At 41.5% G+C, this 23,519-nt stretch carries 18 protein-coding genes; 9 read left to right on the top strand and 9 right to left on the bottom strand.

All coding sequences use genetic code 11. The annotated features are described in order from the left end of the window. Positions 1–85: 85 nt before the first annotated feature. Positions 86–523, top strand: a complete 438-nt coding sequence (locus HPC41_RS24090; RefSeq protein ID WP_172396638.1) for an acyl-CoA thioesterase — start codon at positions 86–88, stop codon at positions 521–523. A gap of 114 nt (positions 524–637) precedes the next feature. Here the strand turns inward: HPC41_RS24090 and HPC41_RS24085 are convergent, their stop codons facing one another. The 3 genes from HPC41_RS24085 to HPC41_RS24075 all read right to left on the bottom strand — a co-directional run bounded on the left by HPC41_RS24085 (position 638) and on the right by HPC41_RS24075 (position 2,528). Further along, on the bottom strand, positions 638–1,081 hold the full coding sequence (locus tag HPC41_RS24085; protein ID WP_120262112.1) for an Hsp20/alpha crystallin family protein: 444 nt from the start codon (positions 1,079–1,081) through the stop codon (positions 638–640). Between the two features lie 282 nt (positions 1,082–1,363). Then, positions 1,364–2,080, bottom strand: coding sequence for an AAA family ATPase (locus tag HPC41_RS24080; protein WP_172396637.1), 717 nt, complete (start codon positions 2,078–2,080; stop codon positions 1,364–1,366). A gap of 79 nt (positions 2,081–2,159) precedes the next feature. Next, on the bottom strand, positions 2,160–2,528 hold the full coding sequence (locus tag HPC41_RS24075; RefSeq protein WP_172396636.1) for a dihydroneopterin aldolase: 369 nt from the start codon (positions 2,526–2,528) through the stop codon (positions 2,160–2,162). Between the two features lie 178 nt (positions 2,529–2,706). Between HPC41_RS24075 and HPC41_RS24070 the strand changes: the two genes are divergently transcribed. Beyond that, positions 2,707–3,435, top strand: coding sequence for a 3-keto-disaccharide hydrolase (locus HPC41_RS24070; protein ID WP_172396635.1), 729 nt, complete (start codon positions 2,707–2,709; stop codon positions 3,433–3,435). A 161-nt stretch (positions 3,436–3,596) separates the two neighbouring features. Next, positions 3,597–5,774, top strand: a complete 2,178-nt coding sequence (locus HPC41_RS24065; protein WP_172396634.1) for a S9 family peptidase — start codon at positions 3,597–3,599, stop codon at positions 5,772–5,774. Positions 5,775–5,930: 156 nt separating this feature from the next. Here HPC41_RS24065 and HPC41_RS24060 read toward each other — a convergent pair whose 3' ends face one another. Beyond that, positions 5,931–7,502, bottom strand: a complete 1,572-nt coding sequence (locus HPC41_RS24060) for a M20/M25/M40 family metallo-hydrolase (RefSeq protein WP_172396633.1) — start codon at positions 7,500–7,502, stop codon at positions 5,931–5,933. Between the two features lie 213 nt (positions 7,503–7,715). Further along, positions 7,716–9,404: an asparagine synthase B gene (asnB, locus tag HPC41_RS24055; protein ID WP_172396632.1), complete on the bottom strand. Its 1,689-nt coding sequence runs from the start codon at positions 9,402–9,404 to the stop codon at positions 7,716–7,718. Positions 9,405–9,641: 237 nt separating this feature from the next. Between asnB and HPC41_RS24050 the strand changes: the two genes are divergently transcribed. Continuing rightward, a complete protein-coding gene (locus HPC41_RS24050) occupies positions 9,642–10,217 on the top strand; it encodes a Crp/Fnr family transcriptional regulator (protein WP_172396631.1) in 576 nt (191 codons plus the stop codon). Positions 10,218–10,444: 227 nt separating this feature from the next. Beyond that, positions 10,445–10,906, top strand: coding sequence for a VOC family protein (locus HPC41_RS24045; RefSeq protein ID WP_172396630.1), 462 nt, complete (start codon positions 10,445–10,447; stop codon positions 10,904–10,906). 217 nt (positions 10,907–11,123) lie between these two features. Here the strand turns inward: HPC41_RS24045 and HPC41_RS24040 are convergent, their stop codons facing one another. From HPC41_RS24040 to HPC41_RS24030, 3 genes are all read right to left on the bottom strand, one after another. Next, on the bottom strand, positions 11,124–11,459 hold the full coding sequence (locus HPC41_RS24040) for a HopJ type III effector protein (RefSeq protein WP_172396629.1): 336 nt from the start codon (positions 11,457–11,459) through the stop codon (positions 11,124–11,126). A 38-nt stretch (positions 11,460–11,497) separates the two neighbouring features. Further along, positions 11,498–13,336, bottom strand: a complete 1,839-nt coding sequence (locus HPC41_RS24035; protein WP_172396628.1) for a UbiD family decarboxylase — start codon at positions 13,334–13,336, stop codon at positions 11,498–11,500. Positions 13,337–13,477: 141 nt separating this feature from the next. Then, complete coding sequence (locus HPC41_RS24030; RefSeq protein ID WP_172396627.1) at positions 13,478–14,347, bottom strand: NAD(P)-dependent oxidoreductase; 870 nt, start codon at positions 14,345–14,347, stop codon at positions 13,478–13,480. Positions 14,348–14,791: 444 nt separating this feature from the next. Between HPC41_RS24030 and HPC41_RS24025 the strand changes: the two genes are divergently transcribed. The 4 genes from HPC41_RS24025 to HPC41_RS24010 all read left to right on the top strand — a co-directional run bounded on the left by HPC41_RS24025 (position 14,792) and on the right by HPC41_RS24010 (position 21,585). Continuing rightward, the gene (locus HPC41_RS24025; RefSeq protein WP_246251031.1) at positions 14,792–16,048 is read left to right on the top strand and encodes a deoxyribodipyrimidine photo-lyase; all 1,257 of its coding nucleotides are present in this window, start codon (positions 14,792–14,794) and stop codon (positions 16,046–16,048) included. A 180-nt stretch (positions 16,049–16,228) separates the two neighbouring features. Further along, positions 16,229–18,970: a 2-oxoglutarate dehydrogenase E1 component gene (locus HPC41_RS24020; protein WP_172396625.1), complete on the top strand. Its 2,742-nt coding sequence runs from the start codon at positions 16,229–16,231 to the stop codon at positions 18,968–18,970. Between the two features lie 63 nt (positions 18,971–19,033). Next, on the top strand, positions 19,034–20,275 hold the full coding sequence (odhB, locus tag HPC41_RS24015; RefSeq protein WP_165309020.1) for a 2-oxoglutarate dehydrogenase complex dihydrolipoyllysine-residue succinyltransferase: 1,242 nt from the start codon (positions 19,034–19,036) through the stop codon (positions 20,273–20,275). 230 nt (positions 20,276–20,505) lie between these two features. Continuing rightward, the gene (locus HPC41_RS24010) at positions 20,506–21,585 is read left to right on the top strand and encodes a hypothetical protein (RefSeq protein WP_172396624.1); all 1,080 of its coding nucleotides are present in this window, start codon (positions 20,506–20,508) and stop codon (positions 21,583–21,585) included. Between the two features lie 6 nt (positions 21,586–21,591). Here the strand turns inward: HPC41_RS24010 and HPC41_RS24005 are convergent, their stop codons facing one another. Then, a complete protein-coding gene (locus HPC41_RS24005; protein WP_172396623.1) occupies positions 21,592–23,517 on the bottom strand; it encodes an LTA synthase family protein in 1,926 nt (641 codons plus the stop codon). Positions 23,518–23,519 lie beyond the last annotated feature (2 nt).

The following is a 23,519-nucleotide window of genomic DNA, read 5'->3' as shown; positions in this document are numbered from 1 at the left end:
AGTATGGCAAACAAACAAAGTGTTACAGCTTAACTTAAAATTATGTAAATTGTTTATAAAAAGGAGGCAAATCAGGATAATAATTATGGAAAATATATTTTATGAGGGACAGGTCATTTGGGCGCAAATCGATGCCAATAGACATATGCGCCATTCCGCTTATGCAGATATCTGTGCACAGGCACGGAGCAATATGTTAAATAAAATGGGATTTTCGTTGAATAAGTTTGCCGAGTTCCAGATCGGCCCCATTCTATTTAGAGAAGAGCTAATCTATTCCAAGGAGGTGCATCTTGACGAATATGTACAGGTAAAGGTAGAATTAACCAAATACAACAAAAACAACAGCCGATTTTCTTTTGTACATCAGGTCTACCGTAAAGACGGTGCACTATGTTGTACTGTCCATGTTGATGGTGCCTGGCTAGATTTAAAGCGGCGAAAACTGACCAAATTACCTGAAGAAATGGAACCATATCTCGCCAAAGTACCCCGTGCTGCGGGATACGAGGAAGTTGGATAAAAAAAATCCCTCGGAATACAAGTGAATTCCGAGGGATTAAAACATAAACTAAACCTAAAAACTATCTTAAGAAACATCCCTCCACCCCAGGTCAAGGTATGTCTGTTACTTAAACTATTTAACTTCGATCAAACGCTTTGCAATAATTGCGTCTTCTTTCTTTCCAACAGTCAAGATCAATATTCCACCTTCGTAGGCTGCCTCAATATTACTATAGTCAACGGTTTCAGGCAAGGTAAATGATCTTGAAAACGAGCTATAATTGAATTCTTTTTTGCTATATAATTTCTCTTCACTTACTTGCTCTTCTTTTTTCTCAGCTGAAATAGTAATCAGATTTTTATCCACGTTGATTTTAAAATCTGACTTATCCAATCCCGGAGCAGCCATTTCGATCTTAAATGATTTTTCAGATTCCGAAATATTTACCGCTGGAACACGTGACACCAAACGATCTGAAATAAAATTATCGTTGAATAGATTGTCAAATACGGTATTCACAAAAGGGTTTACTGCGTCGGTATTCAAACTTTTTGTAGGGAATTTAATTAATGCCATTTTTTGTCCTCCTAATTTTTTATTTTGTTAAGCTGTATTTTCTAACTCTTTTATAGGGGATATTCAATTCGCATACCAGTTGTAAAAAAAAGACAAAATGTCACACAACCATAATTAATAATGCCATATTGACATAATTTAACTAAAAATAGCTTTAAAAATGAACATTCTTGTCATTGCAAAGATCCCACTATCTGTTATAGCAATAACGTCGCAGTACATAAACTGTTTTTCACAGGTATTTAATTTTACAAAACATTAACTTATCGGCAGTTAGCTTTCTTACTTCTCATCATCGCGTTGTTCCAGTGTAGAAATTAGCAAAAATTTAACTGCATCGTAGATATAATCTTTTGCCTCGGCGTAAGAAACGCTATAAATACGTGATATTGATACCTCATACTCCGGAAATGCGGAAAATAATTTATCGTAGTAAGCATCCAACTGTGCAGGGGTGGGCAATTCAAACGCCAGACGAAGCTGGAATCGCCGGATAATCGCGGTGTCTAATATTTCGGGATGATTAGTTGCTGCTATCAGCACGGCCTCTGCGGGAAAATAGTCGATTAATTGGATAATCGTATTTACCAGGCGGCGCATCTCCCCCACATCTTTCTCCTCACTGATACGGGCTTTTCCGATTTGATCGAATTCATCCAGAAACAGAACAGCTTTTTCACGGCCTGCTTTATCAAATACCTGTTTGATATGCTGTGAAGTTTCACCGATACGGGATGAAATCAAATTACTCAAATTCAACACATAGATGGGTTTGTCGAGTGCTGCTGCAAGCGCTTTTGCGGTCGTTGTTTTTCCGCACCCCGAATAACCGTGCAAAAGGACCTTATTGCTAACGGGCAGACCATATTGTGAGAGTACTTGAATATAACGATGTTCCTTAATCAGCTGCTGCAGTTTCTGCCGACTTTCCTCCGCTAAAAAAACGTCTTCTAGCGCAACCTTTTCCTTATCGGCTATAACAAGATCATAAATATTCATTTGACCAAATAATACTTTTATACAATGGGTCCGCAAAATTAAGCATGCATTGCTAATTTTTGCTGGTCCAGTTTGAAAATTAATCTTTCAGGTATTTAAGACTCACCTGCGAACAGGATAGATCTCCGCCAAAAGGTGGGTTTGATTTACGGATAACAACCTCAATCATTTCGGCATGCAACACAGCAGCTTTGATCTGTTCTAAAATTTCTGCTGCCGCAGATTCCAGTAACTTTCTTTGGGGCTGCATCACCTTCGCCGCAATTTGGTACAACTCTTCGTAGTTCAATGTATTGCGCAGTTCTTCCGTTTCCGTATTACGAAAAGGAAAACAAACATCAATAGACACAAAAAATTCGTTACCCAGAATCTGTTCTTCTTCGTAATACCCTATTGGCGCAAAAAACCGCGCTTCTTTCAACGATACTGTCTGTATAATGGTTGCCATGTACAAACCTAAACAAATTGTTGCAAATCAAAAAAACAATAAGTGCAAGAAATTCTATGCGGAAATCTACCGCAATAGCCTTTAATAGATGTGAGAGGCAAATATTCTCTATTTCTGAAATTATAATTGTATTTAAAAACAAATTTTCCTAAGTTTAACTACAACAAAAAACCAACAGATGAACTTTTCTTTACCTTCAGTACTAGCATTGGCGATCTTATGTGGTGCCAGTGCACTTCATGCCCAAACGAATATGAAGCCCAGCGATACCGAATATTACAGTCCCGTTCCGCCTACAATAACGCTTGACAAGGGAATCCCGAGCGACGCCATTGTGCTCTTTGATGGAAAGGACCTAAGCAAATGGAAGAGCGAAAAGGGAAAAGCAAACTGGACTGTCGCCAATAATACCCTTGAAGTAAAACCTGGAAGTGGAAACATCGAAACAGCCGAGCATTTCGCCGACTTTCAACTCCATATCGAGTGGAAGAGTCCGGAGCTAATCAAAGGCGAAGGACAAGGCAGGGGCAATAGTGGTATTTTCCTGCAAGGTCTTTATGAAATCCAGGTTTTGGACAATAATAATAACCCGACTTATGTCAACGGGGGAGCAGGAAGTCTTTACAAACAACGTCCGCCACTGGCGCAGGTCATCGTAGCAGACAAATGGCATGTATACGACATCATCTACAAAGCACCTCAATTTAACAAAGATAGTCTATTAATCAGCAAAGGTACGGTTACCGTCCTCCATAACGGCGTGGTCGTTCAGAATAACACCCAGATTGATGGTACAACTGAGTATATTGGACTTCCTAAGCAAGTAAGTCATGGCCCGGGGCCCATCGTCCTGCAAGATCACGGCGATCTGGTCCAGTTCAGAAATATCTGGCTCCGCAAATTATAGTTCAACACAGCAATTTCAGTTAGATAAGCAACAATTCTGTACTAGGTTTTATAGGGCTATTTACCTAATTTAGCCCTATAAAATCTACAAGCAAATACCATTATGAGGGCATGAAAAAATACTTATGATCGGTATGGCATCATTAAAAATAAATTATTCTAATGAAAAGAATTGCGCTATTCTTCTTGTTGGCAAGTGCCTTAACCGGCCATGCCCAGCGAAACCTTAATTTGGAAGAAACGGTATTTGGACCACGCACCTACGCACCGGAATCTATCACTGCAGCTTCCTGGATCCCAAAATCAAACAGCCTCTCTTACCTCGATAAATCGTATCAAAACCTGCTCGCCAAAAGCGCGGCAAACAACTGGACCGAAATGAGTGTGCTGTCAAAAACAGAACTCGAGACAGCCTTAAGAACCGCGATTCCAAACGAAACATTCAGTTTGCAAATGTTTCCTTACGACTACAAATGGCTTGACGGTACTTCGCTGTTGCTCCAGGTCAATGGAAAGAACAAGGTATATTCGGTAACCTATAATAGCAAATCTAAAAGCATCGAACATTTTATCGGTAACGATAGCCAGGGAGCCAACCGTGAAGTGAGCACAGATTTTTCTAAAATTGCCTATCTGGTTGACAACAATATTGCTATCGTTGACAAAAATGGAAAAATAACAGCGGTAACCAATGACAAGGATAAAGGCATCGTCAATGGCAGCGATTATACCCATCGCCAGGAGTTTGGCATAAAAAAAGGAATGTGGTGGAACACTCAAAATGACAAGCTGCTTTACTACCGCAAGAATGAAACCATGGTTGCCAATTATCCGCTGCCGCAGTGGAGCCCCAAAGTTGCAGAAATCAAATGGATAAAATATCCCATGACCGGGCAAAAATCAGAGGAGGTAACCCTGGTGGTCTATAACACTGCAACAGGAGAAAAAGTAACGTTACAGACCGGAGATCATAGTGAGCAATACCTTACAAGCGTAACCTGGGATCCATCAGGTAAATTTATCTACGTGGGCGTCCTCAACCGGGATCAAAATGACCTAAAGTTCAACAAATACAATGCAGAAACTGGCGCATTGGTTAAAACATTGTTTGAGGAAACCGCAACGACTTGGGTAGAACCAGAAAACCCGCTAACCTTCTTGCCCAATAAACCAGATCAATTTCTTTACCAATCCGACAAAGATGGCTACAACCAACTTTATCTCTACAATACTGAGGGTAAGCTGATCAAAAAACTAGGATATCAGGATATTGTACTGGAAAACCTACTGGATTTCTCAGGTGATGGAAACAAAGTAAGCTATATTGGCGTCACCAACAATGGCATCGACCGTCAATTATTTGAGGTAGAACTTAAATCCGGAAAAACCACACAGCTGACAAATGAATCAGGCATACACCATGCATCCCTGAGTGGGGACGGGAAATTCATATATGATCAATACAGCAACCTAAAGACGCCGAATATAATTCAGATCAAAGCGGTCAAATCAGGCAAGGGAACTGTACTGGTCAAAGCAGACAATCCATTTAACGGAAAAATCAATAACCCAAAAATAGAATTTGTCCAACTGACTTCGGCAGATGGCAAATACCCGTTGACCGGTCGTATTATTTATCCAAATGATTTCGATCCAGCCAAGAAATATCCGGTCATGTACTATTTGTACGGTGGTTCCCATTCTCAACTGGTTTCCAACAAATGGCTAGGTGGTGCTGGCTACTTTGATCTCTATATGGCGCAACAGGGATATCTTGTATTTACAATGGACAACCGGGGGACCAATTACCGTGGTCGTGATTTTTACACCGCTACCCACCGCAACCTTGGCCAAAATGAAATGGCTGATCAATTAAAGGGGATTGAATTCCTGAAATCAAAATCCTTTGTCGATCAACAGCGCATGGGGATTTTTGGATGGAGCTTTGGTGGTTTTATGACCACGTCATTCATGTTACATCATAACGACATTTTTAAAGCGGCAGTCGCCGGGGGACCGGTCATTGATTGGAAGTTCTACGAAGTCATGTACGGTGAACGTTATATGGACACACCTCAGGAAAACCCTGAAGGATACAAATTAACGTCTTTACTAAATAAAGCGGATCAACTAAAAGGACGTCTATTGATCATCCATGGGGCACAGGATCCGGTCGTTGTACAACAAAACAGCATGGAATTTTTGGAGGCTTGCATTAAAGCTGGCAAACAGGTCGACTATTTCTTATACCCCACCCACGAACATAACGTCATGGGTAAAGACCGCATTCATATGTACGAGAAAATTGCAGATTATTTTAATCAGCATCTCAGAAAATAAACGAGCATATCTTTAAAAACAAAGGCGCCGATCAGAAAGAAAGGCGCCTTTGCTCTTTTGGGACAATAGTTGTCTCTAATCAACATTATCTTTATTCCGGCAACCATTTGAACAGCCTTCAAAGGAATACAATAGTAAGTACAAGCTGCTCCGTCATTAATTAGCACTTGTTCTTTTGGCCCTCAAATTTGTTGGCCATTCCATTTGTTTACCTGTTTTGTCTAGGGGCAACACAATTTTGTCACGCGATACCAAGCTCGGTTCCTCACAGGCCAGGTAAGTCAGCACCGCAACAATAATTGCATTTTGCCGGACTTCATCAAAGACAATTTTGTCATAGGTATCCCTATTGGTATGCCAGGTTACTTTACCATAATCCCAAGAGGTGGAAGAAAGACCAAAGGCCGGAATGCCTTTTTGGACAAATGAGGAATGATCGCTTCCGCCGGTTCCCGGCATTCCAGGAAAGCTCGTCTGGATTTCATTGCGAAATTCTTCGGGCAGACATTGCAACCAACGACCAATGTATTCATAAGCCTTTTCAAAACCGCTTCCTGCTATACGTACAATACGTCCAGTTCCATTGTCCTGATTCCATACGACCTGTATATTTTTGGCAATATCCGGATGATCTTCCACAAAAGCCGATGAGCCGTTCAATCCCTGTTCCTCGCTACCCCAGTTACCCACCAGAATGGTTCTTTTATTATCGGGATATACTTTTCGCAAGATCCGAACTGCTTCCATCATGGTGATAACGCCTGTTGCATTGTCCGTCGCGCCCGAAGCCCCATCCCATGAATCCAAATGTGCTGACAAAACCACATATTCATTGGGTTTTTCTTTCCCTTTGATCTCGGCAATACTGTTATACGTCTTCACGGTTCCGAGCTCTTTGGACTTTCCTTGCAAAAGTATCCGTGGCTTGACCCCACGCTCAGCCATGCGATAAAGGAGACTATAATCTTCCAAAGCAAGGTTAAAGACCGGAATCTGTTTGGATTTTGCATCAAAAATCCGCGTGATGCCCGGCAGTTCCGTCCAATAGGAATCGATCACAGCTATAGCACCTGCAGCTTCTAAGGCTACCGGCAAAGTACGGCGGGTACTTCCTGTATAGGACATACTCAGCTCCCATTGCCTGAGCTGCTCGTTTTTGAGGTTCTGATATCTTTCATAAGCTTTAGCAGAGGCCGATTCCTTCCAGTTGCCATCCGACCGACCTGAAATGGGGTTCATTCCGATCAGGACAATTTTACCTTTTACACTATTTAACCAAGATTGAAAATCGCTTTGAGAACCAAACAGCGGCATCGCTATCACTTCAGCTTCCACACCTTTTTCCTTTGTCATTGGACTAAAAGCCAGCTGTGTCCCTTCGAGTGATTTAATTCGGGGGTAGGTCATTGTTACTTGAGAGGTTCCGCGCTCCCAGGAACGCCATTCTCCATAAGGTTCATTTCGCGCGTCCGCACCAAGTGCAGTATATTGTTTGACTACCCAGTCGTGTGCCTGTTGCATCTGTGGGCTCCCGACCAACCGCGGACCGATCATATCAACAAGTTCAAATGCATAGTTTTCAAGCTGGGAGTTGGCCTGGGCTTCTTGGACAATAGCTGCGACGACAGCATCTTTATTCTGTGCAAATATAACTGTGTTGCTCATGCTCAATAGCAAAAACGCTAATCCAAAAGACTTTAAATTTCGTTGTTTCGTATATCCTTTCATTTGTATTTAATTGTTCACATCCCTTACCCTTAGGTTAGGTGGGATCGGTTTTTCCGAAAATTACTAAAGATAATTCAAAAAACATATTCATTTTAGATGCAATTCAAGGTTGTGAGGCCATTTGACTTTGCTTAATTCTACTGACTGTATCGCAAAAAAGCCTAAGAAATTCTCCTTAGGCTTTACAGCATTAGTATATGGTCGGTTGATTATCTACACGGCTTCCACTTTGGATTTCTCGTAACTTTCTTGGTGTACCGAGGCTACAGCTCTACCTGACGGGTCGTTCAGGTTCTGAAAAGAAGCATCCCATGCCAACGCTTCGGGTGTGCTACAAGCTACCGATTTTACCGAAGGAACGGTCTGCGCAGCTGCAGCAGACGGAAAATGCGACTCAAATATCGTGCGGTACAAAAACTCCTCTTTATTCTTCGGCGTATTGACGGGGAAACGCTCGGCAGCGGCCGCAAATTCTTGATCCGAAACTTTGCTCTCTGCCTGCTCTTTTAAGGTATCGATCCAGCTATACCCAACACCGTCCGAAAACTGTTCTTTTTGACGCCACGCAATGCTTTCAGGAAGATAATCTTCGAAAGCTTTACGCACGACCCATTTCTCCATTCGGCCATCACGGATCATTTTATCCGATGGATTGATGCGCATGGCGATATCCATAAATTCTTTATCCAGGAAAGGTACGCGCCCTTCAACACCCCAGGCTGCCAGTGATTTATTGGCACGTAAACAATCATAAAGGTATAGTTTTTTCAGCTTACGCACAGTTTCTTCATGAAACTCTTGCGCATTTGGAGCCTTGTGAAAATATAGATAACCACCAAAAAGCTCATCAGAACCCTCACCTGATAGCACCATTTTGATCCCCATGGATTTGATCACACGTGCCAATAAGTACATCGGTGTTGAAGCACGCACAGTCGTGACATCATAGGTCTCCAGGTGATAGATTACATCACGGATAGCATCCAGGCCCTCTTGTATGGTAAAATTGATTTCATGATGGATTGTCCCGATATGATCCGCCGCTTTTTGTGCCGCAATTAAATCCGGAGCTCCTTTTAATCCGACGGCAAAAGAATGCAATTGTGGATACCAGGCTTCTTCTTTGTCATCTGTTTCAATCCGCTTGGACGCAAATTTTTTGGTCACAGCAGCAATTACAGAGGAATCAAGTCCACCCGACAGCAATACACCATAGGGCACATCAGACATCAGCTGACGATGTACTGCATCTTCCAAGGCTTTACGCAAGACAGCAATATCAGTATCGCTATCTTTCACAGTATCGTAGCTTTCCCAATCCCGTTGGTACCAGCGTTGCGGGACCGTACCCTCTTTGCTATACAAATAGTGTCCCGGAGGAAATTGTTCAATCGTCTCACAGAAACCTTCCAACGACTTTAATTCAGATGCCACGAACAATTGCCCCTGGGTGTCCTTTCCATAATACAATGGGATGATTCCCATGTGGTCACGTGCGACAAAAAAGGAATCATCACGTGAATCATATAATGCAAAACCAAAGATACCGTTCAACTCATCGACAAATGATGGCCCCTTGGCCAGATAAAGCGCCAATATTACTTCGGAATCGCTTTGTGTTGCGAATTCATAATCAGGAAGACTATTTCTTAATTCATGGTGGTTATAGATTTCGCCATTCACAGCCAGTACAACTTTACCATCCGGACTGTATAGAGGCTGACTACCCGATTTCGGATCAACGATAGCTAATCGTTCATGCGCCAATAAAGCTTTCTCGCCAGTGAATATACCAGACCAATCTGGACCACGGTGACGAATACGTTTTGACATTTCCAATACTTGGGATCTCAATGAGTCTGCAGGTTGCTTCAATTCAAAAGCGCCAATAATTCCACACATATTATGAAAATTTTAAATATTTCGTTTTTACATTATGTTATTGATACAAAGTAAAACAATTAAAAACTAAATTCATAATAATTTTTTATTTTTATTACACTTTTACTAATAAACACTCTTCAAACAAATCAATTTAACAACAAATCCTTTATTTATTTACAATAATCACACAATAGCTTAATAATGCATTTCAAGATTTATCTTTAAATTCACTACGTAATCAAATAAACCAAGGACATGGATCTAATAGGAACATTTTACAGTGACCTCGCAATTACGCCTGATGAACTGAATTCCATAAAAGAGAAACATCAGGCCATTACGATAAAAAAAGGTGAGTTTATATTAAGCAAAGGCCAGGTTGCCAATGCCTACTATTTAATTGAATATGGCCTTACCCGATCATTTTTACACGACTATGAAGGCAATGAAGTTACCATCGGTTTTTGCAGCGACAACGATGTCGTGATCGAAGTTGCTTCTTTTTTCCAGCGCACACCGACAGTGGAAAATATTCAGGCCCTTACGGACACAAAGCTTTGGAAAATACGGTTTGAAGATCACCAGGAGCTATTTCATCGTATTCCTGAGTTTAGGGAATGGGGGCGTTCGTGGATGGCAACAGAACTGGTTCACAGCAAAAACAGGGCAATAGCCATGATCACCGAACCTGCGACCAGTCGCTACCTGCGTCTCATTAAAGAAAAACCCATCCTAATCCAGCAAGCTCCGTTGAAGCACATCGCTTCTTACCTGGGCATTACAGACACCTCGCTAAGCCGCATACGGAAAGAAATTGTTCACGGCAATTAAAGAGCATACACCACGAAAGCCAATTTTTAAATCTTGCCTTAGGGCAAGATCATTATCAAAAGTTCCCCTTAATTTTATCTTCATATCCGATGATAGCCCTTCTATTTTTCTGGGCTATATAGGAAAGAAAATTTGAGAAAACTAAGGTTTCGCGTGTATCTTTTCAGTTCATCAAAGCTATAGATGCATGCCCAACGAAATAATAAATATATTCAAAAATTAGAATCATGGCAAAATTACACGCTTATTTAAATTTCAATGGCAACTGCGAAGAAGCATTCATGTTTTATGAAAAAGTCTTTAAAACAAAAAATCCGGGGTACATGCGTTATGGCGACATTCCTGCAGATCCGCAAATGCCAGCAATTCCGGATGAAGCCAAAAACAAAATTTGTCATACGGCTATTTCCATCAATGGGGAAAGCATGCTCATGGGTGCAGATGTTATCCCCGCTTTCGGCCAACAGTATGTGCAGGGCAACAATACCTACGTCATGTTGATGTGCGACAATGGGGACGAAGCAAAAATACTTTATGAAGCACTCAGTGTCAATGCAAAAGTGGTGGAAATGCCTTTGGGCGAAACATTTTTCGCGGAGCTCTACAGCTCATTCCAAGATCAGTTTGGCATCTGCTGGATGGTCTATTACGGCGGCAGCAAAGATGAAGATTGCGAAAGCAATAGTTAAAGAAGATTGCCGTTCTACACTTCGTATGCAAATTAGGGCTGTACAAAGGTGAACAGCCCTAATTATATGCGGAAGCAGAATAACTAAAAATTGAAAATTTCGTTTGTATTCTTCTGCTCTATCATTTCAACTATTCGGTTCCATCGGGTGAACTGACGATGCCCATTCCGGATCAGTTGATCTGCGTTTTACGAAACGGGAAACTGTACGCTTGATTTTACTTATCAGTCAATACCACAGCATCAAAAATGACCCCGTTCCAGCCATTTGCCATAAACTGCCGGATATTCTGATGCCCCTCCCCTGCTGGATCGTCCAATACATTTTGATAATGTTCTGCAAACAACAGCAATGTATCTGCCTGCGAAAGATTATGGAGCTTGGCAAAATACAGGACTTTTGCACTCCCTTGATTTTCCGTTGCTGCATTTTTCACGTTTCCATTTTGGAATGCAGCTGGACTATACGTATAATTTGCTGCAATGTGATCCAATACGTTTTGAAACTGCAGCTGGTTCTCTTTTGACTTTACTAATAATTCTTCTGTTTTCATCAGATTAAATTGTCTATTCTTATTTTGCTTAATTGATCCTAAATAATTCCGTGAAGCGAGCCCCCTTTCGCTCCCAATTCGTCAACCCGTTTCTCGACTGCAGCGTCTTTAATCAGTGCCGGTGCATGATGTGGCTTGGTACGTGCATCGATAATAATTGGCCCCGCACAGCCCCAGTGTTTGAAGGACGTAAAACTCTTGATCCCATATATATCAAATGCTGGGTTACTTCGCGTAAAGGTCGTCCAGACGAAATTATTGACTGTCTCGGCGGTAAAACCGGCATCATCGCACAATACGAGCAATGGAAAACCTTCCCAAGCCAGTCCCTCTGCGGCACGACACCACTCCTGGACCAGCACAGCCTCATCCGTATAGGTCGTGAAGGGCTGCCCTTCGACTGCCAATACACCTGGAATCACAACCTTCGCTTTATTGAAAGGTCTTGGTAGATCAAAATTTGCCGACAGTTCGTGTGCTAACTCCCTTTTCTTGGTGCCTGCTGCCGCAAAAACCACCTTCGACCCCGTGTTTAGCCCATCACCTGAATAATCCAACGTATCTATCGTCGTATTGGTCTGAAAATGGAGATCTCTTGTCGGATCAATCCGCTCCAAGATATGACCAAAGAATGCCGGAATATCATAAATATCCAATTTGGGATCATCCTCATGCGCAGAAATAAAAAGATATTTGGCTAAGCTCAGCTGATTTTTTCCAAGAATCTGATTGGCAATGGTTAAAATTTCTTGAGGACGGTCCACCGTTTGGTAAGGTGTGTAACGTTCCGATCCGATCGCAAACAATAATGGATGTACTCCGGCTGCATCTACTGCATTTACTGCATGCAACCCTGAGATTTCCTGTGGGATTGCTGAACCCGTAATTTCATGAATAAGCGCGCCGAAACTCGTGTCTTCCTGTGGCGGTCGCCCCACCACGGTAAAAGACCAGATCGGATCCTTCTTATGATACACATGATGTACCTTCATCAAAGGGAATGGATGCGTGAGGCTATAATAGCCAATATGATCACCAAAAGGTCCCTCGGGTTTATTCTCATTGGGATATACCGTACCTGTAATGACAAAATCAGCATCCGCAGAAATGCAAAAACCTTCATTATCGTAAAAATAACGAAACCTTCTATTGCCTAATGCGCCGGCAAAGATCATCTCCGAAAGCCCTTCTGGCAAAGGCATAACCGCAGAAAGCGGGTGCGCTGGCGGCCCCCCCACAAAAATACTTACCTTGAGTGGCAGGCCGAGCTTATTGGCTTTGGTCTGATGGATACCGATGCCGCGATGCAGCTGATAATGCAGTCCAATTTCTCGATCCGGAATATAATCGTTGCCCGAAAGCTGAATCCGGTACATCCCCAGATTGGCATGCATGATTCCCGGATTATTCACATCTTCAGTATAGACTTGTGGCATGGTGACAAAAGCCCCTCCATCCATTGGCCAGTTAACGATCTGAGGAAGCTTACTGATGCTCGTTTCACCATGTAAGATGGGGGCGTTCAATTTCTTTTTCCAGGGCAAAGCACCCAATGCGGTCATGGAGGAACCGATATATTGGAATGGATTTTTTAGCACAGCGCCCGGATTCATCTTGACATCCACTAATTTTTTAAGGTGGTCCAAGGAATCACGGAACATAAACTTCGAACGGTCCAACGTCCCAAATAGATTGGATACCGCAGGAAATTCCGAGCCTTTGATATTTTCAAAATACAAGGCAGGTCCCTCAACATCAAACACCCGCATATGAATGGCGGCCATTTCCAGATAAGGATCCACCTCCTCTTTAATGCGGATTAAATGGCCATTTTTTTCAAGATCCGCAACACATGCTGCTAGACTATTGTATCCCATATATTAAATCTGTATCAACGCGTTAATCCACAAATTTAACAGAATAAATTAAAACTGCTCTATGCAGCTACCAATAACAGTTCGGAAAATCAGGCCAAGGGTTCTCGCTCAGCCATCAAGTGATCGGCAGGTGTCAAACAATCAGGTATCCATCTTGACATAGGCTTTCAGCGGTGTAAATTCAAAAGGTTGCACTTTCTGCCAGGTTGAGTTGTCGACATTTTTTTCATAATACAGCACCCGTCTAAATTCATCAATATCCTCTTTATTGATATCGTTAAATCGACTCAACAATAGTTTTGCAAGAAATTTATTTACTCCGATCTCCCTTTTTTGTGTATTGGAAGTAGAACTCAGAAATTGATAAAATAAGTTCCTAAATGTCACCTCTTCATGCCCACCGAGGTAAATCACCTCAGAGATAAAATTATTTTCCCAGGGCATTTCCCGAAGCCAACGATACACATCCAACAAGGGTAAAGGATGAAATTTTAGGGAGGCTACCCAGTTCCAATAGAATATTGTCTGCCGTTTGGCCAGTTTACCAAAAATTCGGTTCAACACACTTTCTTTTCCAATAACACTGCTTTTGACCACAATAGTATACTGTACCCGTAAAACCTCCAACAGATTACGAACGGGTTCCAAAAAATGCTCATCCATCAGTCTAGCCACATAAATCACCCGATTGTTGCCAGCACGCTTACAGATTTCCACAAAATTACGGAGACCTAGCAGCTCCAGCTGAAGCTGAATATCATTATCGAGAGAGGGAACTTGCGTAAAATAGATTCCAAAGTTCAAATCGCTGATCTGAAATTTATCGTACGCAGGGCCTTTCCGCAAGAGATCTAATTCAAATAGTTTCGCCGTCACCTTTTCTTTCACGATTTTATTAAAAATGGATAAGTTGCGAACCAACCCCGTCACATCAAAATCCTTCGTTTGTAAATAGCATGATGCCCGTCGTCCCAAATAGGTATTTAGCCCACTGATTAAAACCTTTTTCATTCTTATAATTATTTCTGAGCATTCGCTTTCAATGGCACAAATATGTATTAGCTGGCCCTATAGATTACGTAAGCTCACGATGGTTTTGTTTCCGATATGCTGACTAACAACTATCATAATTCTTTGATTTTAGAACAGAGAAACCCCAAATAAGTTTAACACTATTTTTTATTTTTCTATTTAGATAACTTAATCATCCTCATAAGGGAATGAGTATTAATCAGTCAGCCCTTGTTCTAGCCCAGAATTCAAGTACATCCTAGTACTGTAAGAAACTTATTACATTTCCTTAAATTTTGTCCCAAACCACTTCTTTGTCCTTTTTATGTCAATTCATGCCTAAATATTTTCACAAACGTAATATCCTTATATATTTGTAAATCTTCTGAAAATAGGCTGCACTAAAAAGTATTTATCTTCACCTCTATGGACAAAAGGGCTACAATGATCTGGTTTAGAAATGATTTAAGACTTCATGACAATGAAGTATTTTATCAAGCCTCTGAGAAGAGTTCCTTCATCATTCCCGTCTATTGTTTTGATCCCCGTTATTTTGACCGCAATCAATTTGGCACTTTAAATACAGGCGTACAGCGTGCGGCTTTTGTGATCGAAGCAGTCACCGCTCTGAAAGAAAAATTGAAAAGCCACGGCAGCGACCTACTGACGTATATTGGCAAACCCGAAGATATTATCCCTCGGATTGCTCAAAAATACCAAGTCAATGAAGTCTATCATCATCGGGAAGTTGCACTTCGCGAGACTTCTATATCCGAGAAAGTAGAGAGTGAATTATGGAGCAGCAAAATCAATCTCCGTCATTTTATAGGCCATACACTTTACCACAAAGAAGATCTCCCATTTCCAATTAAGGATATTCCTAATGGATTTTCCGTTTTTAAGAAAAAAGTAGAACGTGAGAGTTCGGTGCGCCAGCCGATTCCTTTCCCGTCAAATTTCTTGACACCCCCACATCTTGAAGACACCAAAATTCCTACGTTAAAGGACTTGGGTTATTCGGATGAGGAAATTAAGTCAGTTGATGATATTTATATATTAGGTGGGGAAGACACGGCATTGAGTATTATGCATTCGGTTTTGTCCACTTATCCGGAAACAGAGCAGGATCCGGTCATATTAGGTCCCTTTATTGCTGCCGGAGCCTTATCACCAATTCTTCTTTACAACAACATTAAGAAATTAGGAGAAGGAAAAAAAGATAAACGATTTGAGAAAATAATAGACATTTTACTCTGGCGGGATTATTTCCGTTTTATGCTCAAAAAATATCCCAATATATTTTTCAAACCCTTAGGCACTAAAAGCAGCAGCACGGTAGCGATCCCGGCATTAACGGTGAATGAAGAATTATTTGAGAAGTGGAAGGCTGGGCAGACCGACCATGATTTTATCAATAGCACCATGATACAACTAAAGAAAACGGGATATATCCCTTATCAGGCGGGATTGATTGCAGCGAGTTATCTAGTACACGAATATCAGGTCAATTGGTTAAAGGGGGCATCCTGGTTTGAAGAACAGCTATTGGATTATTCTCCAGCTACCGTATATGGACAATGGTCCCACGTCGCTGGTGTTGGCACCAGTGAAAAAGACAACAAAGCTTTGGACTGGCAAAAATTGATCAAAACAAACTTCCCAAATGGGCTTCCAAAATTGGATGAAATATTGGCTAAATAAATCTTCGGCAGAAATAAATAATTTCAAAACAAAAGAAATTTGTAGGGATTGTAAGCCCTTTTTAAATCATGCCAAAAAAGTTAATAATTGGATAGATTTATTGATTAAATTATTCAATTTCAGTATTAGAAACTCTTTTTTTATTCATAACTTTGACAAATTTCATAGTTTTAATTGTAAATGGACAATCTGACATATTTGAGTAATGCTGATTCGGCTTATGTCGATGGCTTATATCAATCGTACAAGCAAGATCCCCAATCGGTAGATTTCGGATGGCAAAAATTCTTTGAAGGTTTTGATTTCGGTCAAAATGCTGGTGGAACAACAAGTTCAGTAGGCGAGGCTACCCCTGAGCACGTATTGAAAGAAATCAATGTGCTGAACATGATCAATGGTTACCGCGACCGCGGGCACCTCTTCACACACACCAATCCTGTTCGCGAAAGACGTAAGTACTACCCTGGAAAGGAATTGGAAACCTTTGGTCTTGCCGAAGCAGACATGAACACGGTTTTCAATGCAGGTGTCGAAGTGGGTTTAGGTCCAGCAACATTAAAAGACATCCGTCAACTGGTTGAAGACACTTATTGCCGCTCTATTGGTGCAGAATTCAAATATATCCGTAATCCAGAAAAGATAAAATGGTTGCAGGACCGCATGGAAGCGGATCGTAATATGCCAAAATTCTCTTTGGATACCAAAAAGAGAATCTTAAACAAACTTAACGATGCTGTTGCTTTTGAAAACTTTTTGGGAACCAAATTTTTGGGTCAAAAACGTTTTTCATTAGAAGGTGCGGAAAGTTTAATCCCTGCATTGGACTCTGTCATCGAGAAAGGTGCTGACATCGGTATCCAAGAGTTTGTGATCGGTATGGCACACCGTGGTCGTTTGAATGTATTGACCAACATTATGGGTAAATCCTACAAATCCGTATTCTCTGAATTTGAAGGCAAAACCTATGCGGACGATCCTGAAGTAAACTTCGGTGGTGACGTAAAATACCATTTGGGTTTCTCCTCAGAAGTAAAAACCAACGATGGCAAATCTGTGCATCTTAGTTTAGCGCCAAACCCTTCCCATCTGGAGACAGTAGATCCAATTGTCGAAGGTATGGTACGTTCTAAAATCGACTTCAAATATGATGGCGATTCATCGAAAATTGCACCTATCATTATCCATGGTGACGCTGCAATCGCTGGTCAGGGCGTTGTATATGAGGTCACTCAAATGTCCAAACTAGACGGTTACAAAACGGGAGGTACAGTCCATATCGTCATTAACAACCAGATTGGGTTTACAACAAACTATAAAGATGCACGTTCTGGCACATATTGTACAGATGTAGCAAAAATTACATCTTCACCCGTATTCCATGTCAATGGAGATGATGCTGAGGCTGTCGTTTACGCGATCAACTTAGCCGTTGAATACCGTCAAAAATACAAAACAGACGTATTTATTGACTTGTTATGTTACAGAAGATTCGGTCACAACGAGGCAGATGAGCCTAAGTTTACACAACCGTTGTTGTACAAAATCATTGAAAAACATCCAAACCCAAAAGAAGTATACGCAAAAAAACTAATCTCCGAAGGAAGCGTTGATGAAGCGTATTCGAAAAATATAGAGAAAGAATTTAAAGCGGAATTGCAGACTAAATTTGAGGAAGCAAAAACAGTTGAAGTATTGACTGAAGAAATTCCGATGTTTAAAGGTGCATGGGAAGGATTACGTCCAGCGAAAAAAGGAGAAGTATTAACAACAACCGATAAAACACAAGTTGCGAAAGATACGTTCCTGAAATTAGCGAAAGAGATTACCACATTACCTGCGGACAAAAAATTCTTCCGTAAGATCACCCGTTTATTTGAAGACCGTGCCAAAATGATCAGCAATGATGCATACGATTGGGCAATGGGTGAATTAATGGCTTATGCGACATTATTGGATCAGGGCAACCGCGTTCGTATTTCAGGTCAGGATGTACAACGTGGTACCTTCTCACACCGTCATGCGGTATTGACGCTGGAAGATTCCGAAGAGAAATATGTTCCATTGGCAAATATCAAAGGTGGTGACAAGTTCTCGATCTACAACTCTTTACTTTCAGAATATGCTGTTTTGGGTTTTGAATATGGTTATGCATCTTCTAATCCAAATTCATTGACAATCTGGGAAGCACAGTTCGGTGATTTCTACAATGGAGCTCAAATCATTGTAGACCAATATTTGTCAAGTGCAGAAACAAAATGGAAACGTTCAAACGGTTTGGTGATGATGTTGCCACACGGTATGGAAGGACAGGGGCCTGAACACTCCTCGGCACGTATCGAGAGATTCCTGGAATTATGTGCGGATGAGAACATGATCTTGGCAAACTGTACATCACCGGCAAACTACTTCCATTTGTTGCGCCGTCAACTGGTACGTGAATTCCGCAAGCCATTGGTGGTCTTTACGCCAAAATCGTTGTTGCGTCACCCGAAAGTAGTTTCTCCACTGAAAGACTTCACGGAAGGCGTATTCCAGGAAGTGATTGACGATGCAAATGTTGCTGCAAAAGATGTAAAACGTGTATTGTTCTGTTCTGGTAAAGTTTACTATGATTTATTGGAAAAACAAGAAGCTGACAAACGTAAAGATGTTGCGATTGTTCGCCTCGAGCAGTTATTCCCAATTCCGGCTGAGCAGTTGAAAGCGATCCGTAAAAAATACAACAAGGCCAAAGAGTTTGTATGGGTGCAAGAGGAAAATGAGAACATGGGCGCATGGTCTTACTACTGCCGCAAACTGATGGGTACCGACATTGCGTTTACAGGTTTCGTAGCACGTAAAGAAAGCGGAAGTACAGCGACAGGTTATATGAAACAACACGTTGCCCAACAAGCAGCAATCTTAAATAAATCATTCGAATAAAAACAATTTAAAATCAATTGCGTCTTATCTATAGGACGCAATTGTCAATAAAGAACATTATATATGAGCTTAGAAATTAAAGTACCAACCGTAGGTGAATCAATCACGGAGGTAACCTTATCACAATGGTTGAAACAAGATGGCGATTATGTGGAGATGGATGAAAACATCGCCGAACTGGAATCAGACAAAGCAACGTTTGAATTACCAGCTGAAAAAGCAGGTATCTTAAGAATCATTGCACAAGAAGGTGATACTTTAGAAATCGGTGCTGTTGTTTGTACAATTGAAGAAGGTGAAGCTCCTGCTGGCGGTTCAGCTCCGGCTGCTGCACCTGCTGCTGAGGCATCATCAACTGCAGCTCCAGCTGCTGCTGCAAAAGACGAAGATCCAGATAGCTACGCTGCTGGTACGGCCTCTCCTGCTGCCGCAAAAATTTTAAGAGAAAAAGGAATTGATCCTTCGACAATAAAAGGAACAGGTAAAGATGGACGCATTACCAAAGAAGATGCTGAAAAAGCACAACCTGTTGCTAAAACTGCGGCTCCAGCGGCAAAACCTGCGGCTCCGGCTGCTACTCCTGCAGCGGCTCCAGTTGCTGGTTCAAGAAATGAACGTCGTGAGAAATTATCGTCTTTACGTAAAACAATCGCAAAACGTTTGGTAGCTGTTAAAAACGAAACGGCCATGTTGACAACATTCAATGAAGTCAATATGCAGCCAATCATGGATCTTCGTGCCAAATATAAAGATACGTTCAAGGAGAAATTTGGAATCGGTCTTGGTTTCATGTCTTTCTTTACTAAAGCAGTAACAACAGCATTGGCAGAATGGCCAGCAGTGAATGCTCGTATCGAAGAAAATGAAATCGTGTATTCTGATTTTGCAGACATTTCAATTGCGGTTTCCGCGCCTAAAGGGCTAGTTGTTCCTATTATCCGTAACGCAGATGCGATGTCATTGGAGCAAATCGAAAAAGCGATTGCTACATTGGCGGGTAAAGCACGTGACAACAAGTTAACGATCGACGAGATGACTGGTGGTACATTTACAATCACTAATGGTGGTGTATTTGGATCTATGATGTCAACGCCTATCATCAACGCTCCACAATCTGCAATCTTGGGTATGCACAACATTATCCAACGTCCTATCGCTGAGAATGGTCAAGTTGTGATCCGTCCAATGATGTATATCGCACTTTCTTACGATCACCGTATTATCGACGGTCGTGAGTCAGTAAGCTTCTTGGTTCGTGTAAAACAATTATTGGAAGATCCAGCCCGTTTATTGTTGGGTGTATAATTGTTACCAAAATATGATAACAAAGAAAAGACCTATACGATCGTCGTATAGGTCTTTTCTTTTTGCGAATATCAATCATTGCTCCCTATCCCGCGCCACATAGACCGTCTGACGTACCTTTTGCCAAACTTGCCGCTGCGAATCTACATCAGGGTTTTCATTTCTTCTTTTTAATTTATACTTTCAACGGTGGATATGTACCGGCGCATGAAAGCTTTAGGATATAAACAATGATGAACAGAAAGATAATAGGCCTGACGATGATTCTTTTGCTCGCTGTGTTGACACTCTCTGCCAACATGGCCAACCCCTATGGCCCACATAGCATCACGGCACAATTGGTACCAGCCAACAACGCAAAAGTACTCCACGAACGGATAAACATTCATATTGTACACGATACCCTCGACCACACATATAAAAGCCAATTCGCAGTCGAGTATATCGTACATGCCGAGCAAAGCATGAATCTTCCATTAGTATTCCTTGCCCTTAATTTAGATGGATTAGAAAAGGTGATCATTAATCAAAAAGAGATTAAATCCGTCCCTTTGGATCCATCGGACACAAAATTCTCTTTCCTACGTTTCAAAGATGGTTATTATGAGATCAGCTATGGAAAAGCGGAATGGGAACGAATTAACCTGAATGACGCATTTTATTTTACAGCCAAGCTTCAGAAGGGTGAAAACAGCATCAAAGTTCAGTACCGTGCTTTTATGGGCTTTGATCGAAGGGATATTCTGAAGAAGTACCAAATTGAATACCTCCTATTTCCCTCCAAGTACTGGTCGTCTTTCGGTCCTATTGACCTATACCTGCACCTAGGAAATAAGATGAAGGCTTATGCTCAAAATTTGGGAGCCCCGAAAGAGCAAACTGACACGCTCATTCACTGGATCATTGAATCCCCGGGAAAACAGGGCAGTTTTACAATCGAAGTAGGCGAAAAAATATCCTGTCCCGCACAGGCACTCCTTTGGATCCATCCCGAAGTCCTTGCCCTAGTCGGATCCATTCTATTGCTCTATTTGCACATCAGGTATATCTACAAAAAATACAAAATAGGCGCTTATCGTTATGCACTGCTGCTAGGAAATCTTATTGTACCGGCGTCATTTTACGGCTTTTGCTGGTTTTGGACCAGTCTGGCAAATTTCTTGATCAATGGCATTTTTGAGCATAATGCCCGGGGCTATATCCTCCTGGTCTTATTTACGCTACCTCTGATCTATATCGTCTATGACCTCATCCTATTTGTTGTTGACAGGAGTATCAGGGCGCAATTTCAGAAAAGACAACGGGAGTAAGCTGGCCTATTTTTTATAGGTCAGCTTATTTTCAATCATGCGATTGTTATATTGCTGAATAAAAGCTTTCATCTTGGTTTCCATGGTATCCAGGATTGCAGGATGCTGATTGAGTAAATCTTGTTTCATCAACCGATCTTGCTTCATATTATAAAGCGATACCGGCTTAAGACCATCATAAGACATCATATAGTCTTTATAATAAAAATTATAGCTTCCTGCATTATTGTTCAGCACAAAATTATCCCTTCCCGGTTTAAATGCATCCGAGCCAAATGCAAAATAAGGTTCGTCATAGTGGAGGTAATTTAAGACCGTGGGCATAATATCGATCTGTTGGACCAATTTATCTGCTTTGCCGACCAATCCTTCCCCAGGGGCATAAAATATAATCGGAATCTGAAAACCGCCCGCTGTGGTCTGGTACTCCGGCAGGTAACTTACGGTAGCATGATCGGCACAGATTACAAATAAGGTATTATTAAACCAAGGCATTTTAGAGGCCGTCGCAAAAAATTCACGCAGCGCATTGTCGGTATAGCCGATCGGTTCCTGTACCGGCAGCGGTCCTTTGGGAAATTTCCCCTGATATTTTTCAGGTACTTTAAAGGGATGGTGTGAGGACAACGAAAAGAAACTTGCAAAAAATGGCTGTTTTAATGTATTGATCCTATTGGCGGTGAACTGTAAAAAGGGTTCATCCCAAATTCCCCAGATTCCATCAAAATCCTGATCGTTATTGTATTCGGTTTTACCAAAATAGTGTTGTATTCCCGCTAACTTCATGTAGGCGGAGAAGCCCATACTTCCGTTGGGGGCACCATGAAAAAATGCGGTCTCATAGCCCTTTTTCCCCAGGAGTTTAGCTAGGCTGGTGGTTTCATTACCTGAATACACCGAGAGTACAAAGGGCTCACCGATGGAAGGGATACCCGTAATGACCGAAGGCAATGCATCAATGGATTTACGACCATTGGCATAGGTATCTGTAAAGGTATAGCCATTTCGAATCAACGAATCTAGAAAAGGTGTATAGCCTTTGTATTTACCACCTTGAATGTCTCTGTTCAATTCGCCAAAATGTTCTTTCGCGAAACTCTCCAAAATCAAAACAACGACATTCTTTTTATTGAAGGGCTTATCCGTCTGCGGAAGATGAATTGGATCATAAATCTTTACCAGCTCCTGTTCCGGATAATAATTCACTGGTTTAAGGCTCACGGCTTTTAAAGTTTTCAAAATGCTAAATGGCGTATTCAGCACAATATTCATTTCCTCGGGGGTATCTACATAATCACCGGCATTACTCAAAGTGATCGGACGGGTGCTATGTGCCCATCCGCCACGGACTCCACCGATAAATAGAAAAGCGGTCAGCAGAAAGAAGGGAACCTGTACCACAAAGGATTTCCAGGAATAACGCTTTGGCTTTTCCAGTTGGATCAGCTGATAGGATTTCGACAGCCCATAAACAACCAGTGCCAATACCAGCAGGAGATACCAATAATCGAGACAGAAGTCGAATGCCAATTTAAAAAGATTGGATTCATTTGAGAATTGACTTAGCACCGTACCTGTCGTACGTTTTAGTGTAAAAGGATAATAGGCATAATCGATTAAATTCAGCGCTATTCCTATCGCGTTGACCACCACAAAAATCCATTTGGCAATCCTTTGATAAATCTGATTATAGGTGAATGGCGCCGGAATTGTTTGCATGACAATGTATAGGATATTCAAATAAAGCAAAGCCACAATATCGAAACGTAGGCCACCACCAAACATCACAAACAGTTTTCCTGCATTTACATTAGGAAATAAAGAGGCATTGACGAGATAAAATCCCCATCGCAGTAGGGCATAAACGATTAAAAGAAAAGCAAAACGCATGGCGACTGCAAGGTAAGGTGCTAATATTCCTCTTAATTTCATTG

It is taken from the genome of Sphingobacterium prati, from assembly GCF_013167215.1.
Classification (GTDB): domain Bacteria; phylum Bacteroidota; class Bacteroidia; order Sphingobacteriales; family Sphingobacteriaceae; genus Sphingobacterium; species Sphingobacterium prati.
This window is presented reverse-complemented; position numbering and strand designations above follow the sequence as displayed.